The organism is Chloroflexus sp. MS-CIW-1 (assembly GCF_030444705.1).
Taxonomy (GTDB): Bacteria; Chloroflexota; Chloroflexia; order Chloroflexales; family Chloroflexaceae; genus Chloroflexus.
In genome coordinates, this window is record NZ_JAUBWR010000003.1 from 385,999 (window position 1) to 401,154 (window position 15,156).

At 55.6% G+C, this 15,156-nt stretch carries 12 protein-coding genes; 5 read left to right on the top strand and 7 right to left on the bottom strand.

Annotated elements, in window-relative coordinates:
- Positions 1-135: 135 nt before the first annotated feature.
- Positions 136-495, bottom strand: coding sequence for an STAS/SEC14 domain-containing protein (locus QTO31_RS18680; protein WP_301430651.1), 360 nt, complete (start codon positions 493-495; stop codon positions 136-138).
- Between the two features lie 479 nt (positions 496-974).
- Here QTO31_RS18680 and QTO31_RS18685 point away from each other — a divergent pair, with 479 nt between their 5' ends.
- A complete protein-coding gene (locus QTO31_RS18685) occupies positions 975-2,804 on the top strand; it encodes a 2-oxoacid:acceptor oxidoreductase subunit alpha (RefSeq protein ID WP_301430652.1) in 1,830 nt (609 codons plus the stop codon).
- Positions 2,805-2,875: 71 nt separating this feature from the next.
- Entirely contained in the window at positions 2,876-3,901 is a 1,026-nt protein-coding gene (locus QTO31_RS18690; protein WP_031460655.1) for a 2-oxoacid:ferredoxin oxidoreductase subunit beta, read from the top strand.
- A gap of 463 nt (positions 3,902-4,364) precedes the next feature.
- Here the strand turns inward: QTO31_RS18690 and QTO31_RS18695 are convergent, their stop codons facing one another.
- The 5 genes from QTO31_RS18695 to QTO31_RS18715 form a co-directional block, all read right to left on the bottom strand.
- Positions 4,365-5,474 carry a M24 family metallopeptidase gene (locus tag QTO31_RS18695; protein WP_301430653.1) on the bottom strand — a complete coding sequence of 370 codons (1,110 nt, stop codon included), beginning with the start codon at positions 5,472-5,474 and terminating at the stop codon, positions 4,365-4,367.
- Between the two features lie 142 nt (positions 5,475-5,616).
- Positions 5,617-6,579, bottom strand: coding sequence for a 2-dehydropantoate 2-reductase (locus QTO31_RS18700; RefSeq protein ID WP_301430654.1), 963 nt, complete (start codon positions 6,577-6,579; stop codon positions 5,617-5,619).
- Between the two features lie 15 nt (positions 6,580-6,594).
- Positions 6,595-7,356: a zinc-ribbon domain-containing protein gene (locus QTO31_RS18705; RefSeq protein WP_301430655.1), complete on the bottom strand. Its 762-nt coding sequence runs from the start codon at positions 7,354-7,356 to the stop codon at positions 6,595-6,597.
- A gap of 1,934 nt (positions 7,357-9,290) precedes the next feature.
- The gene (locus QTO31_RS18710; protein ID WP_301430657.1) at positions 9,291-10,601 is read right to left on the bottom strand and encodes an NAD(P)/FAD-dependent oxidoreductase; all 1,311 of its coding nucleotides are present in this window, start codon (positions 10,599-10,601) and stop codon (positions 9,291-9,293) included.
- 164 nt (positions 10,602-10,765) lie between these two features.
- Positions 10,766-11,257: an ASCH domain-containing protein gene (locus QTO31_RS18715; RefSeq protein WP_301430658.1), complete on the bottom strand. Its 492-nt coding sequence runs from the start codon at positions 11,255-11,257 to the stop codon at positions 10,766-10,768.
- Positions 11,258-11,387: 130 nt separating this feature from the next.
- Here QTO31_RS18715 and QTO31_RS18720 point away from each other — a divergent pair, with 130 nt between their 5' ends.
- The 3 genes from QTO31_RS18720 (at position 11,388) to QTO31_RS18730 (ending at position 14,519) form a co-directional block, all read left to right on the top strand.
- Entirely contained in the window at positions 11,388-12,161 is a 774-nt protein-coding gene (locus QTO31_RS18720; protein ID WP_301430659.1) for an inositol monophosphatase family protein, read from the top strand.
- A 327-nt stretch (positions 12,162-12,488) separates the two neighbouring features.
- Positions 12,489-13,832: an aspartate aminotransferase family protein gene (locus QTO31_RS18725; protein ID WP_301430660.1), complete on the top strand. Its 1,344-nt coding sequence runs from the start codon at positions 12,489-12,491 to the stop codon at positions 13,830-13,832.
- A 78-nt stretch (positions 13,833-13,910) separates the two neighbouring features.
- Entirely contained in the window at positions 13,911-14,519 is a 609-nt protein-coding gene (locus QTO31_RS18730) for a GNAT family N-acetyltransferase (protein WP_031460515.1), read from the top strand.
- A 74-nt stretch (positions 14,520-14,593) separates the two neighbouring features.
- Here QTO31_RS18730 and QTO31_RS18735 read toward each other — a convergent pair whose 3' ends face one another.
- Entirely contained in the window at positions 14,594-15,121 is a 528-nt protein-coding gene (locus QTO31_RS18735) for a YbaY family lipoprotein (RefSeq protein ID WP_301430662.1), read from the bottom strand.
- Positions 15,122-15,156 lie beyond the last annotated feature (35 nt).

Consider the following 15,156-nt stretch of genomic DNA (forward strand, 5'->3'; position numbering starts at 1 on the left):
TCATTGCTCCTTGCCTCTAGACCTAGATGTCCTGGATATATTATGCAATTATATGACACAAAATACAATCTGAACATGAAACGAACAAAGCCTGTGCATATAAGCACAGGCTACCGACATCAAGGTAGGCAAACGTCAATCACCATACTCCATCACTGTACCGAGAAAACGCAGTGCTTCCTGCTCGGTAGCAAATAAACCAATACCACTCACAAAACGAACCAGCGGTGCAAAGATAAGCAAATGGTGTTCGGAAACAATAAATGCGATTCGCCCTAAATGCTTATGATGCACAATTGCCTCAGTACGCTGCCGGGCGCCACGGTCAGCACCAGAGATTCGTCGGCCATCCACGAGCAAATCGGTTGGTTTCGGACACTGATCGAGCAAGCGCCACATTTCATGGTAATACCGTTCCGCTTCAGACAAATGTAAATGATCCTCCATCACCACCCAGATCAGATCATGGGCCCGGCGACGAATGCGGTAGGGCATAGCATGCTCCCTTAGACATTACTTGCAACCTTTTGCACATTATACATACTTTTGCTGTATATGTCTAGCGAAAAGAATGCACAAATGAGTTTCACGCCGCCAGATAAACTCTTTGACCAAAGGGTCAGGATCAGGGACTAGAGACTTGTGCGCTGAGGCAAACGGGTAAAACTGGTCACCGGTAAAACATCTGGTCGCATGGCGGTAGGGCACCAGATGGTGAAGAGGGAAGGCCAGCAAATAACCATCAGCACGGGGAGACAATCGCTTTTTAAGGACGACATCGCCGCGGACGAGGCGACGCATCGCCTCTACGCATCAACTTCGACGAATGGCCCGAAGCATGACAACTCCTTGCCATTCACTCTTCCCGGTCAAAGAAAACTTCTGACAAGCCCTTTCCCCTCTCTTGCCATACACTACCCTTCACTCGTATAATAAACGCTATCGCTCAACGTTGAGTGTCTTGCGAGGAAGCTATGCAATTCCCCCAACCAGTTGTAAATGAGTTTGCCATCACTGCGGCTACCGTGAATGGCTCTGGCAGTCAAACGGCCAACATGGTACTCATGCGAGCCATCTTTCAGATGGGTGTGCCCGTCTCTGGGAAGAACCTCTTCCCCTCCAACATTCAGGGTGAACCGACCTGGTACACACTACGGGTCAGTCAGGCTGGCTATATCGCTCGTCCTGCGGTTACCCCGATTCTGGTTGCGTTTAATCCACGCACTGCCGATGACGATCTGGCACAACTGCCAACCGATGGTATCTGTCTCTATCCTGCCGACGGCCTATGGCAGCCGCAACGCTCGGACATCATCCCACTTGCAATTCCGGTGCGGCACATTCTGGATCAGGTAGGCGTCAACCAACGGCTGCGCCCTTACGCGACCAACATGGTTTATGTGGGTGTGCTGGCGGCATTGCTCGGCATTGAGGAGACTGCGTTACTGACCGCTTTGCAGCAACAGTTTCGTGGTCGGCCATCAGCAATTGAGCTGAATCTGGCGGTGATCCGGGCGGCGCAGGCATGGGCTGCTGCCGAACCTTCACCCGCACACGGAAAATACCGTGTGCATCGTATGCACGCAACACGCGGGATGATGCTGATCGACGGTAATACCGCGGCCGCCATTGGTGCGTTGACCGGCGGTGTTGGTGTGGTTGCCTGGTATCCGATTACACCATCGAGTAGCCTGATCGAGGCCTTAGAGAGCTACTTGCCACGCCTACGTCCGGCGACCGACGGCGCCACCTGTGCGATTGTTCAGGCTGAAGATGAAATCGCAGCCCTTGGGATTGTGATCGGTGCTGGCTGGGCCGGTGCCCGTGCGATGACGGCCACGTCTGGGCCGGGTATTTCGCTGATGACCGAATTTGCCGGCTTGGGCTTCTTTGCCGAAATCCCTGCGGTTATCTGGGATGTCCAGCGGGTTGGGCCGTCAACCGGCTTACCAACACGCACTGCGCAAGGTGATTTGCTTTCCGTCTATTATCTTGGTCACGGTGATACCCGACACGTCATCTTGTTGCCGGGGACAATGGAAGAGTGCTTTAGTGATGCACAGATGGCCTTCGATCTGGCCGAACAGTTACAGACGCCGGTCTTCGTATTGAGTGATCTCGATTTGGGGATGAACATCTGGATGAGTCATCCTTTTCCATATCCCGAACAACCACTTCAACGTGGCAAAGTGTTAAGCGCCGAGGATTTGACACGGTTAAAGACCTATGCCCGCTTTGCCGATGTTGACGGTGACGGGATCGGTTATCGGACACTGCCGGGTAATCCACACCCGCTGGCAGCTACGCTCAGCCGTGGAACGGGTCACAATGAGCGCAATGTTTATAGTGAACACCCCGATGACTGGCAACGCAATATGGCTCGTCTCTGGCGGAAACATGAAACAGCACGGCGGCTGGTGCCTCGTCCAGTGATTGAGATCAACCCGCAGGCAACGATTGGCCTGATCGGATTTGGCTCTACGGCACCGGCCATCAGCGAGGCACGCGACTTACTGGCTGCTGCCGGTGTTCAGACCAGCAGTATGCGCATACGTGCCCTGCCATTTGGTGCAGAGGTCACCGAGTTTATCGCCCGTCACCAGTATTGTGTTGTGGTCGAACAGAACCACGATGGACAACTCCGGCAATTGCTACAACTGCACTGCCCGGCCCATGCCACCCGTCTCGGTTCGGTAGCCTGGTGTGATGGTTTACCGTTAACAGCCCCCTTTGTGCGCGATCAGGTCCTCAACTGCCTGGAACAAATGCGCGAGTCGTCATTGTTGGTCGGTACCGGCACTTAAGAAAAGGGATACACGTTGAGACTACGCGGTAAAAGATATCTTGCTGAATATCCTGCCCGGCAGGAGGAACTATGACACACAATGCCATTGGCTTAACCAAAGCCGATTATCGCGGTGCACCTTCGACCCTCTGTGCTGGCTGTGGTCACGACTCAATCGCTAGCCAGATCATTGCCGCCGCCTTTGAGCTGTCGCTCCCGCCACACACGGTTATCCGTATGAGCGGTATCGGCTGTTCGAGCAAATCAGCCGCCTACTTTTTGGGCCGGTCTCACGGCTTCAATTCACTACACGGACGGATGCCTGCGGTGACTACCGGTGCGCATCTCGCCAATCATACGCTGCGCCCATTAGCCGTTAGCGGCGATGGTGATACTGCCAGTATCGGTTTAGGGCAATTCATTCACCTGTTGCGCCGCAATGTCCCTGTCGTCTACATTGTTGAAAATAACGGTGTGTATGGCCTGACCAAAGGCCAGTTTTCGGCCACGGCTGATGAAGGTCAAGAACTGAAACATGCCGGGGTGAATCATTTTCCACCAATCGATGTGTGTGCAGAAGCTATTCTAGCCGGATGTGGTTTTGTTGCCCGTTCGTTTGCCGGTGACGCAAAGCAGGTGCGCGAACTCATTAAAGCTGCATTCCATTTTCACGGTGCGGCTGTGATCGATATTATCAGTCCCTGTGTAACGTTTAACAACCACGACCGTTCAACGAAAAGTTATACCTACGGTAAAACGCACGAGTCACCACTTCACGATATTAGCTTTGTTCCTCATTACGAAGAAATTGCCGTCGATTATGAACCTGGTGAAGTGCGTGACGTGCAGCTCCATGATGGGCCGGTCATTCGATTACGTAAACTGAACCGTGATTACGATCCGACCGATCGCAGTGCGGCGCTCTTGCTGCTCGAACAGGCGCGATCCACGAATGAGTTTGTGACCGGTCTCATCTATCTCAATGAGCATCGGCCAACGCTGGCTGAAACGCTGGGTATCGGGAATACGCCTATTGCTGCGCTCTCCGAAAATCGTTTACGTCCATCTCGTGAGGCTTTTGCAGCAGTGATGGCAGAATTGCTCGGCGAACGGTAGGGGTCGGTTGCGTCGTGTGAGCGGGTATCTGTATATTCTCTTCGCGACGTGATCGGCGTGGACTGCTGAAGCGTAGCTTCGGTAGCGCTAAGTGCCGATCCGGAATACCCTGTTCCGAGTGATGAAGGTTAGCGCAGGTCGTCTCTAGTCAGATCGACGTACCATCCGAAAGCGTTATCTCCTTGAGGTACGACGACGGTCGGCGCCACAGGCTCCGTGACCATCGTCGTGGATACCGGTAGGGGCGAGGCTACGCCTCGCCCCCGCTTGTGAATCGTCTTGCATCCATCACCGAGGTTCATCCGTCGTGAGGTGATGTTGGATAGGCCCTAATTCTATGACTTTTTTTCAAACACACGCTGAGAGAGCAGGCCGAATGACGGCATTCCCCTACGATGAGTACGGCATCAGCTAACAGTCCCTGGCATCATCGAGCGGGGAGCGGACTGATCGCCGCTGCCGGTTAAACAACGATAAGTTCACGAGGAAATGTTGTTAACGACCGACTCCCATGTTCGGTGATTACGACATCATCCTCGATCCGCACGCCACATTGACCCGGCAAGTAGATACCGGGTTCAACGGTGAAGGTGGTTCCAGGGCGGAGTGGTGTGTCACTCCCGGCCACAATATTGGGCAGCTCGTGCGTTTCAAGGCCAAGACCATGACCGGTACGATGGACGAACGCCGCACCATACCCGGCAGCTTCGATGACTGAACGGGCTGCGGCATCGATAGCCGCACCACTAACACCAGGACGGCAAGCATTGCGTCCGGCTGTGTTGGCAGCTAATACAATTTCATAAATATGCCGGGCAACCGGATCAGGCTCACCAACCGCGATGGTGCGCGTAATGTCTGAATGGTATCCGCGATAGACGGCACCACAGTCAATAATGACCAGATCACCGGTTTGTAGTAAGCGATCACTGTTTTCGTGATGAGGATTGGCAGCATGAGGACCACTGGCGATCATATTAGCGAAGCTCTCGCTATCGGCGCCGGCAACCAGGATTGCCTCGCTGAGCATCCGCGAGAGGGCACGTTCGCTTACTCCAGGACGGATATGCGGTAAGAACGCTTGTAAGGCCTGTTCTACAATAGCGACGGCCCGTTCCATGAACGACAGTTCTTCGGCATCTTTCACCATCCGTAGTTCGCTCAACAGCGGATCAAGATCACCGGTTCGTATACCAGGAGCGACCATTTCAAGCGCATGTAATTCCATCACCCGCATCACGGTATGCTCAATCGCAATGGGCCTGGCCGGTACACCAGCGCCAAAAGCCGCTTCCATACCGGTGGCCAGCGCCTTTAAAGGCCCTTCGGCATCGTTCCAGGCAAAAAAACGGGTCTCAAACGTCACGCTGGCTCGTACTCGTTCAAGTTCGAGCTGGGGCAACACCATTACCGGTGGCGTGTCACCGGCTGATAGCAGCAGCAGGGTCAACCGTTTACCGGGATGAAATCGCAGGCCGGTCAGATAGGTCAGGTTAATCGATGGCATCAGCACGGCACCAGCCCAGCCGTCGGTTTGCAGACGTTCGCGCAAATACTGAAGACGTGCAGACATCTGGAAATCCTCATCTCTGGTATTGAGAGCCTATCCGAATAATTGTCTAACAGGACAGCGGATGAAACCTGATCGATGTACGGGTGCAGCGGCGCTGCGCCCCAACCGATCTTCTTCTGCGACAGGGTATTCCAGATAGGCCTTAGCGTTGTTCTGGTAATTGACCTCGTGCTGCCAGCTCCTGCGGCAGCAAAATTGCATACAGCATCTCATTCACCGGAACGGACACGCCTGCCTCACGCGCCAACCGCACCAGTGCTCCGGTCTGGCTAGACAGTTCTGAAGGTTGCCTGGCCATCATATCACGCTGTAGCGAAGCAGTTCCATCGTATGGCATGCTATCAATGAATGCCATCATCGCCGCGACCGCCTGTGTTGGCATCGCAACACCACGCGCCCTTGCAACATCTACAACCTCTTGCAGGCAGCGCTCGACTAGCGGTCGGGTTTCAGGCAATGAGCGCCAGACCCCGATAGGAGCGCGTGTTGCTGCCCCAAATCCGCTCCAGGCACAGATGAGCATAAATTTTTGCCAAAGCGCCACGTGAATATCGTCAGGAATGTGCGCCTGAATACCGGCCCCTGCAAACGCTGCCCTGATCCGTTCTAGCCGCGGGGTGCGACGATTATCCAGCTCACCAAAGTCGATGGATGGCGGATTGACACCGGCGTGGACAATCACTCCCGGAGCAGCACGATAGGCAATAATCCGACATAATCCGGCCAGGACGTGGTCGGCGCCGAGCACTTCTGCCAGTTCGGTAGGGGCATCGACCCCATTGAGCAGTGGCAGAACAACCGTTTGTGGCCCAATCATGGGGCGCATGGCCATAGCTGCTTCACGCACCTGCCACCCCTTTACCGCTACGATCACGAGATCGACCGGCCCTACTGTTGCCGGATCATCGGTTGCTTTGACTTCAGGCAATGTAAAATCACCGGCGATACTTTGCACGCGCAAACCATGCCGCTGCATTGCAGCCAGATGCTCACCGCGGGCAATGAAGAATACATCGTGACCAGCTTGAGCCAGACGAGCGCCAAAATAACCGCCAACGCCGCCAACACCGACAATTCCAATTCGCAAGGAGTCTGTCATTTTCATACGTCGTATGCTCAATTACGGTATCTCAATAACCAGCGAGAGCTTGCCCAAACGTAGTTCATCACCATGCTGGAGCGGTTGAGGTTGACGTGGTGGTAGTTTAATACCATTACGGAAACTGCCGTTTGTACTATCAAGGTCTTCGTAATAGACCAGACCCTGTTGGATTATGAAACGACCATGGCGCCGACCAACACCGTGTTCAAGACCACCATAAGCGGTTAGATCAATATCAGGGTAGAAGTTACTGACCGGATCGGCACGACCAATGAAAGCTTGTGTTGCTGCGGGCAATGTCAACACTGCCCCGCTCCGCAGTCGAAGACGGATTCCGGCCAGTGAATTGCGAATTGGTGGAGCAACCGGTGGAGATGGCGTGACTGGCGCCGTAGGTGGTATTGATGGTTTTGGTGGTGGCACTGGGGTCGGCTTCCCTCCCTGGATCGTTGCCGGTTGCGGTGGTGGGTAAACGGGCTGAGGTGGGGCGCCAGGAAAGGGCAGATCGGGCGCCACTGGCGGAGCAGTCCGGGAATAGTTGAGTAGCGGTGCGCCACAATTGTCGCAGAATGCTTCGCCTGGAATGACACCAGCGCCGCATTGTGGGCAACTCGACGGCCCGGCGCTGACAGGCGCACCGGTCACCTGCCCCGCTGGGGTAACAGGCTGAACTGACGGTGAGGCCGGTTTTGATGGTACCGGAATGAGTTGGGCGCCACATTGATCGCAAAAGCGAGCACTATCCGGGTTGGCAACACCACATTGGGGACAGAATGGCACGGCGTTCCTCCACCTCTTACAACAGTCGCAAGCTGCATCATACTATGACTATGACTCGCATCTGATGAACAAGGTTGCAGCGCGCCTGTTTGGTTTACATACAGTTGATATGTCCAAATATAACACAAGATGGAAAAATGGAGTAAGAGCATGTGATAAGGCTTAACAATGGTTCGCGATAGAGTGTTTCGCGTAACGCATGCGGCTCCACGACGCGACCGAAACGGGTTGCACGGGTTCAGAGTCGGTGCTACAGAGCACGCCTGGCGGCCCTCACCTTCCCCCCGGCCCCCTTCCTCTCCCACGCTGCGGGAGAGGAAGGGGGAGATTATGCCTCCTCACCCTCCCCTCCGGCCCCCTGCCGTTCTCCCACAGGGAGCGGCAGAGGGAGGGTAGCATAGCAGTGGTGATCCTGCGCCTGCGTCTGTCAACGATACTGAGTCCGCTAACCAGCTCCCCCCTCCCGCTCGTCAGATCACCCCTCGAGAACTTCGACTCCGTGGGGTTCAATACTGAGTCCGCTAACCAGCTCCCCCTCTCCCGCTTGTCAGATCACCCCTCGAGAACTTCGACTCCGTGGGGTTTAATACTGAGTCCGCCAACCAGCTCCCCCTCTCCCGCGCTGCGGGAGAGGGGCTGGGGGTGGGGCCCCCCGCCTCCCCTCCGGCCCCCTGCCGTTCTCCCACAGGGAGCGGCAGAGGGGGGGTAGCATAGCAGTGGTGATCCTGCGCCTGCGTCTGTCAACGATACTGAGTCCGCTAACCAGCTCCCCCTCTCCCGCTTGTCAGATCACCCCTCGAGAACTTCGACTCCGTGGGGTTTAATACTGAGTCCGCCAACCAGCTCCCCCTCTCCCGCAGCGCGGGAGAGGGGCTGGGGGTGAGGCGCCCCACGCCTCCCCTCCGGCCCCCTGCCGTTCTCCCACAGGGAGCGGCAGAGGGAGGGTAGCATAGCAGTGGTGATCCTGCGCCTGCGTCTGTCAACGATACTGAGTCCGCTAACCAGCTCCCCCTCTCCCGCTCGTCAGATCACCCCTCGAGAACTTCGACTCCGTGGGGTTCAATACTGAGTCCGCCAACCAGCTCCCCCTCTCCCGCTCGTCAGATCACCCCTCGAGAACTTCGACTCCGTGGGGTTTAATACTGAGTCCGCTAACTAGCTCCCCCTCTCCCGCAGCGCGGGAGAGGGGCTGGGGGTGAGGCGCCCCACGCCTCCCCTCCGGCCCCCTGCCGTTCTCCCACAGGGAGCGGCAGAGGGAGGGTAGCATAGCAGTGGTGATCCTGCGCCTGCGTCTGTCAACGATACTGAGTCCGCTAACCAGCTCCCCCATCTCCCGCTTGTCAGATCACCCCTCGAGGACTTCGACTCCGTGGGGTTTAATACTGAGTCCGCTAACTAGCTCCCCCTCTCCCGCAGCGCGGGAGAGGGGCTGGGGGAGGCGCCCCACGCCTCCCCCGGCCCCCCTGCCGTTCCCCCACAGGGAGCGGCAGAGGGAGGGTAGCATAGCAGTGGTGATCCTGCGCCTGCGTCTGTCAACGATACTGAGTCCGCTAACCAGCTCCCCCTCTCCCGCTTGTCAGATCACCCCTCGAGAACTTCGACTCCGTGGGGTTCAATACTGAGTCCGCCAACCAGCTCCCCCTCTCCCGCAGCGCGGGAGAGGGGCTGGGGGTGAGGGCGCCCCGCGCCTCCCCTCCCCCCCTGCCGTTCCCCCACAGGGAGAGGAGGTAGGCGAGGGGGAACGAACGAATGCTGGACACCCCTCACGCAATGGTCGCACGGGTTTGGTGCGTGCCTAATGAATGAGAAAGCCGGGTGTTTGTTCAGGCTCTTAGGGCGCGGCGGCGCGGCAGCGCCGCATCACTACAGTGGTTCAAATCGTGATAGGAACGGGTGACATCTTCACTGAGAACACACCATTAACGTGACAGATCTTATTTACGCAGCATCTCTTCCGTCTGCTCCTCGGCGCCAAGACCAAAAATCAAGCGCACCCCACGGTCATAGGTAAAGTAGCTATACGCCCAATTGAGCAGAACCAGTGCTCGATTGCGAAACCCGACCAGGGCCATCAAGTGCACAAACAACCAGCCAACCCAGGCCAGCCAACCGCTCAGGCGAATGCCAAACGCATCAAGCACAGCAGCACTGCGCCCAATCGTCGCCATTTGCCCTTTGTCGATGTAACGAAACGGTTGCATTGGCTGACCATTCATGTGAGCGAGAATATTGCGCGCTGCCTGTTCACCCATCTGAATAGCTACCGGCGCCACCATGGGATACGCGACACCGGGACGATAGCCTTCCAGGTATGCCATGTCACCGATCACAAAGACATGCTCGTCTGTCGGAAGCGTAAGCAACGGCGTCACAGGCACTCGTGCGCCTCGGGCCAACGATACACTAAGCGCATCGGCCAACGGCGCCCCGCGTACTCCTGCCGCCCAGACGACCGTTTTGGCAACGAGCTGCTCGCCATTGCGAAAACGCAATCCGGTTGCATCAGCATCGGCTACCGGTGTATTCAGCCGCACTTCAACCCCCATGCGCTGCAAACGCATGAGCGCTGCACGCTGCAAAGAATCGGGGAACGAGGCTAGAATGCGGTCGGTGGCTTCGATCAGCACAACACGCGCCTGACGGACATCGAGCATTGGATAGTCATGACGAATGACGTGTCGAATCAGCTCGACAAACGCACCTGCCAGCTCGACGCCAGTAGGACCACCCCCAACCACGGCGAAGGTCAATAATGCTGCCCGCTTGTCCGGATCGGTCTCGGCGGCGGCTCGTTCACAACACAGTAACACGTGATTGCGCAACCGTTGGGCTTCGTTAAGGTCTTTCATCCCCATGGTGTAATGGGCGATTCGTTCATTACCGAAGAAATTCGTTGTGCTACCGGCTGCCAGGACCACGTAATCGTAGGTGATGTCGCCGAGATCGGTCTGCACGAGCCGGCGCTGAACATCAATTCCGCGCACTTCAGCCAGCAGAAAATCGGCATTTCGGTACCGACGCAAGATAGCCCGTACCGGGTACGCAATCGATTCAGGTTCAAGACCGGCAGTCGCAACCTGATAGAGAAGCGGCCAAAAGCCATGGTAATTTGTGCGATTAATCAGCAACACATCAACCGGAGCCTTTGCCAGAGTACGTGCAGCAGCAAGACCACCAAAACCCGCGCCAACAATCACAATTCGGGGGCGCCGTGCGGGTTGAGTATCTAATGATAGCGATGTCATCCTTTACGTCCTTTCTGTGAAACCATTCACAAAATATCACAGATTAAAGGGCGAGTCAATCCATCGTTGGTACGAGGTAGAGTTTTGCCAGCGTTTTCATCGCCTCACCTACGCAGCGCAGGAACTGAAAACGCTGAACATCTCCAGCTACGAAGGAGCACCCATTATCGCTCAATGACCACCCAGCCACGGCGATCACGATGCGACAGTGGAATCGGGGAGAGTGGATAGACTTCATCAATCCAGATCAGAGTCACATAGCGCTTGTGAAGTTGCATCTGCCAGAAGTGAGGATCGTCAATGGCAAGATCGGCAGCGTAATTGTAGCGAATCTCATCGAGCACATCAGGCGTCAATGCGCGACTGATCACATGTTTCACCAGCGCTAGTCCAACGAGCGGCCCACCAGCACGTTTGAGCAGAAGTATGTCGCCAAGGTTGACACGAGCAAACGGCGGTCGGCGATCACATGCAAATCGGCTTTCGATCCGTTTTTGCCCGCTGAGGATACGGCTCAAGTACGGTTCGCGCAGAATGACGAGGTGTAGCGTCTTCTCAAGCCGGTGGTGATACCACTTCAGCAGTCGCTCGTGCCATTGCGGTTGTGTTTGCGTTGCCGATAGTATGGACTGCCAGGTTGCGAATAATATCTGCATATTTTTCCCACCTTGTTGAGAAGCAGCGTCGCTATGCCCTACCATGCTGCGCTCGTTTCGCTTTAGTAGTACAATAATATAACGCGCCGCAGCAGACGGACGTTGCGGCCTATGATCGGCGGAGGCATAGGTGGAGGTAGAGATTGCGCTCATACGCGCCTGGGCGCAGCAAGCCGGTAACATGCTTTTGCGTTCGTACTTCAATCAAGTATCGCCAGAACGGAAACTCGATAAGAGTTTGGTAACGGCTGCTGATCGGGCAATTGAAGACTGGTTGCGCGATACGATCCATTTTCACTTTCCCGATCACGGCGTGATAGGCGAAGAACGCGATCCAATGGGTCTCGACCGCGAGTACATCTGGGTGATCGACCCGATAGATGGTACCAGCTCGTTTGTGTCGGGATTACCGCTGTGGGCCGTTTCAATCGGGCTGATCCGGCGTGGTGAGCCGCAGGCTGGTGTCATTTACCTGCCGGTGTTGGGCGATTGTTATTGGGCAGTTGCCGGTGGCAAGGCATTTTGGAATGATCTTCCTATTCAGGTGGCACCTCCTCAGCCACCTGGTCCTAACGACTGGATTGCCATTCCTTCTACCTTTCACCGTTCCTACACCATTCACTACCCCGGTAAGGTGCGCGTGTTGGGGTCGGTGGCAGCCGATTGCTGCTATGTGGCTCGCGGTCAGGCTAGAGCTGCCATTATTGGGCGGGCAAAGGTGTGGGATGTTGCCGCCGGTTGGACAATTGTTCAGGCCGCCGGAGGCACTATCTGTCCACTCGAGGGTACCTTACCCGATTGGATGACACTCCTGCAAACGATTCGCTTGCCGAATCCGGTGGTGATTGGTCATCCCCAACAGGTTGCACAAGTGTGTGCAATGGTGCGTCGTATCAATCCATAACTGTCTTGATCGGTAGCATCGTCAAAACAATGTGCAACTGCGAAGCCTTTTCTACCTCCATCCTGTGTGCCGCAGCGTGGTTTATCGTTCCCCATGTCTATCTTGATCTGAACATGACAGCATTTTTTGTTGTACCTGTACCATAAGTGCCTGCCTGGGCCGGTTGCCAATACTCTTGTTGAGCGAGGGAAAAGTATGCCAGGAGACGCTTGTCGTTCACTTCTCATGCTATCGAACGCTTGCATCGTTCACCTCGTGGAATACGGTAATGGTATAATGTTCGCTATCGAGCGAAGATCGTAGTGAATACACAAAGGAGTGCATATCATGACTGCGCCTGCTGTGCGCCATATTCGTCTTGTTACCGAAATTCCTGGCCCGCGTTCACGTGCACTACTGGCGCGCCGCGATGCAGCAGTAGTCGCCGGTTTGGGGCGAGCAACACCGATTGCGATTGCTTCTGGGCAGGGTGCACTGGTAACGGATGTTGATGGGAATACGTTGATCGATTTTGTAAGTGGAATCGGCACACTAGCCGTTGGGCACTGTCCGCCAGAAGTTGTTCAAGCCATTCAAACGCAGGCCGAGCAACTGATTCACCTTTCGGCACTGGTCGGCACCTACGAACCGTATGTCGCTCTATGTGAACGGCTAAACGCACTGGCGCCGATCAGTGAGCCGTGTAAGACGCTGCTGTCCAATTCAGGTGCCGAAGGGGTCGAAAATGCGATCAAGTTTGCCCGCGCCGCTACCGGTCGTCCGGCTATCATTGTGTTTGATGGTGCGTATCACGGTCGAACGCTCCTGACCTTATCGCTCACCTCACGGACGTATTTCAAGAAGAAGTTTGGTCCGTTTGCGCCGGAGATTTATCGGGCGCCGTTCCCGTATGCGTACCGTATGGGGGTGAGTGAAGAGGAAGCGGTTGAACAGTGTTGGGCTGCGTTTGAGCGGATGCAAATCGCGGGTGTTGACCCAGAAACTATTGCAGCGGTGTTGATTGAACCGGTGCAGGGCGAAGGTGGCTTTATTCCGGTACCGGTTGAGTTTATGCGTCGTCTGCGCGAGTTCTGTACGCGCAATGGATCACTGCTCATCGTTGATGAAGTGCAGAGTGGATTTGGTCGCACCGGTACCTTGTTTGCCATCGAGCAATTTGGGGTCGAACCGGATATTATTGTTGCTGCCAAGAGCATTGCCGCCGGTATGCCATTGGCAGCGACCATTGGCCGTGCCCGCATTATGGATTGTGCGCACTACGGTGGGGTTGGTGGTACGTATGGCGGTAATCCACTGGCGTGTGTAGCTGCCCTGGCGACTATCGATCTGATTGAACGTGAAGGGTTGTTGGAACGGGCAAAGGTGATTGGAAGACAAATCCGTGCCCGTTTTGAACCACTCTTGGCCGATGACACGCTCGATCCGCTAGTTGGTGATGTTCGCGGTCTTGGGGCAATGATCGGGATTGAACTGGTCAAAGATCGCCAGAAACGCACACCGGCGGCGGCTGAAGAGGTGCTGGCAATCCTTGGTCGCGCCCTCGAACGCGGGGTATTGGCGATGCGAGCCGGTTTGTACGTGAATTGTATCCGCTTACTGGTACCCCTGGTGATCACTGATGATCAGCTTGAGGAAGGCCTGGAGGTGCTCATCGGTGCGTTCCGACAGTAGCAGCTCTTAGCTATCGCTGGATGGGCAGGTCAACATGGGCTGGTTGATCAGATCAGCCCATGCTTTCAGGAGAAGTGTATGACCATTGTTGTTGTGCAAACCAGGCCCGAACATATTCCGCAACTGGTGATCCATCAGCAAATCTGTTTTCCTACGCTTGATCCGGAAGATCACTTTAGTGCGGACAACTTTGCCACACATTTACGCATTTTTCCCGAAGGGCAACACGTGGCACTTGACAATGAGCGGGTTGTCGGTCAGAGTAGTACCTTCCGCATTCGCGGTGAAAAGGTCTTTCAACAGCACACATTTGAAGAGATTGTCGATCATGGCAATTTTGGGCACCATGATCCAGACGGTGAATGGCTGTACGGCGCGGATATGAGTGTGCATCCTGCGTATCGCGGGCGAGGAATCAGCCGGATGCTATATGACGCCCGCAAGGCCTTAATCCGACGCCTAGGGCTGCGTGGGATGGTGGCGGGTGGTATGTTGCCCGGCTATGTTGACCACCGCGACCGCATGTCCGTCGAAGAGTACGTTGCTGCTGTGGTCGCCGGGCAATTGGCCGATCCGACGCTCACTCCACAATTGCGTAACGGTTTTACGGTACGCGGTATTCTCTACAATCATATTCGCGATGAACTGGTACCGCATGCGGCATTGATTGTGTGGGAACCGTCATAAGTGCAGACCCTGGCTGGGATTGAGAGCTATCGGGAACCCTGAATAGGGGCGCAGCAATGCTGCGCCTCGACTGTCTACCACGCTCGTCTGCGGTATCGTATTCCGTGCACCAATCCCCCAAGTCCGCCTAGCCCTAGCGCCAATCCCACCAACCACAAATGACTACCGGCGGCTGGTAGGCTACTGCCACGCACCGAGGTCATTACAACCTGAATATCGCTTCGCGGTGCACTGCCGGTAATGACCGGAATGAGGGTGTAGGTCGTAAAGAGGATGCGCCCACCCGACTGAATGCGTCCCTGGAGGGTATACACTCGACCGGCATCGATAATAGCCGGGTTGTAAGCGAGATTGAAGCGGAATGGTGGTTGTGCGCCACCGGTGCTAAAGGTCTGCTCGGCAATCACCCGACCGCCGGTACCCTGAGCGGTAACTTCGGCAATCTGGAGCGTGACCAGAGCATCAGCAGGAAGGGTTATCTGTTCACGGTAAGTGATAATCCCACTCAGGGTCGCGGTAGGCTGGGCAATGGTTATTGTCGGTACCATTGTTAAAAGCAATCCAATGACAAGGTATATTATCCGGGGTCTTGGCAACAACATATTATGCTCCACACTGCAAAACAGACGAGAGAAGA

Bases quoted from the DNA above. Each gene is read 5' to 3' on its own strand.
- QTO31_RS18680 (WP_301430651.1), bottom strand. From the start codon at position 495: ATGCCCTACCGCATTCGTCGCCGGGCCCATGATCTGATCTGGGTGGTG.
- QTO31_RS18685 (WP_301430652.1), top strand. From the start codon at position 975: ATGCAATTCCCCCAACCAGTTGTAAATGAGTTTGCCATCACTGCGGCT.
- QTO31_RS18690 (WP_031460655.1), top strand. From the start codon at position 2,876: ATGACACACAATGCCATTGGCTTAACCAAAGCCGATTATCGCGGTGCA.
- QTO31_RS18695 (WP_301430653.1), bottom strand. From the start codon at position 5,474: ATGTCTGCACGTCTTCAGTATTTGCGCGAACGTCTGCAAACCGACGGC.
- QTO31_RS18700 (WP_301430654.1), bottom strand. From the start codon at position 6,579: ATGAAAATGACAGACTCCTTGCGAATTGGAATTGTCGGTGTTGGCGGC.
- QTO31_RS18710 (WP_301430657.1), bottom strand. From the start codon at position 10,601: ATGACATCGCTATCATTAGATACTCAACCCGCACGGCGCCCCCGAATT.
- QTO31_RS18715 (WP_301430658.1), bottom strand. From the start codon at position 11,257: ATGCAGATATTATTCGCAACCTGGCAGTCCATACTATCGGCAACGCAA.
- QTO31_RS18725 (WP_301430660.1), top strand. From the start codon at position 12,489: ATGACTGCGCCTGCTGTGCGCCATATTCGTCTTGTTACCGAAATTCCT.
- QTO31_RS18730 (WP_031460515.1), top strand. From the start codon at position 13,911: ATGACCATTGTTGTTGTGCAAACCAGGCCCGAACATATTCCGCAACTG.
- QTO31_RS18735 (WP_301430662.1), bottom strand. From the start codon at position 15,121: ATGTTGTTGCCAAGACCCCGGATAATATACCTTGTCATTGGATTGCTT.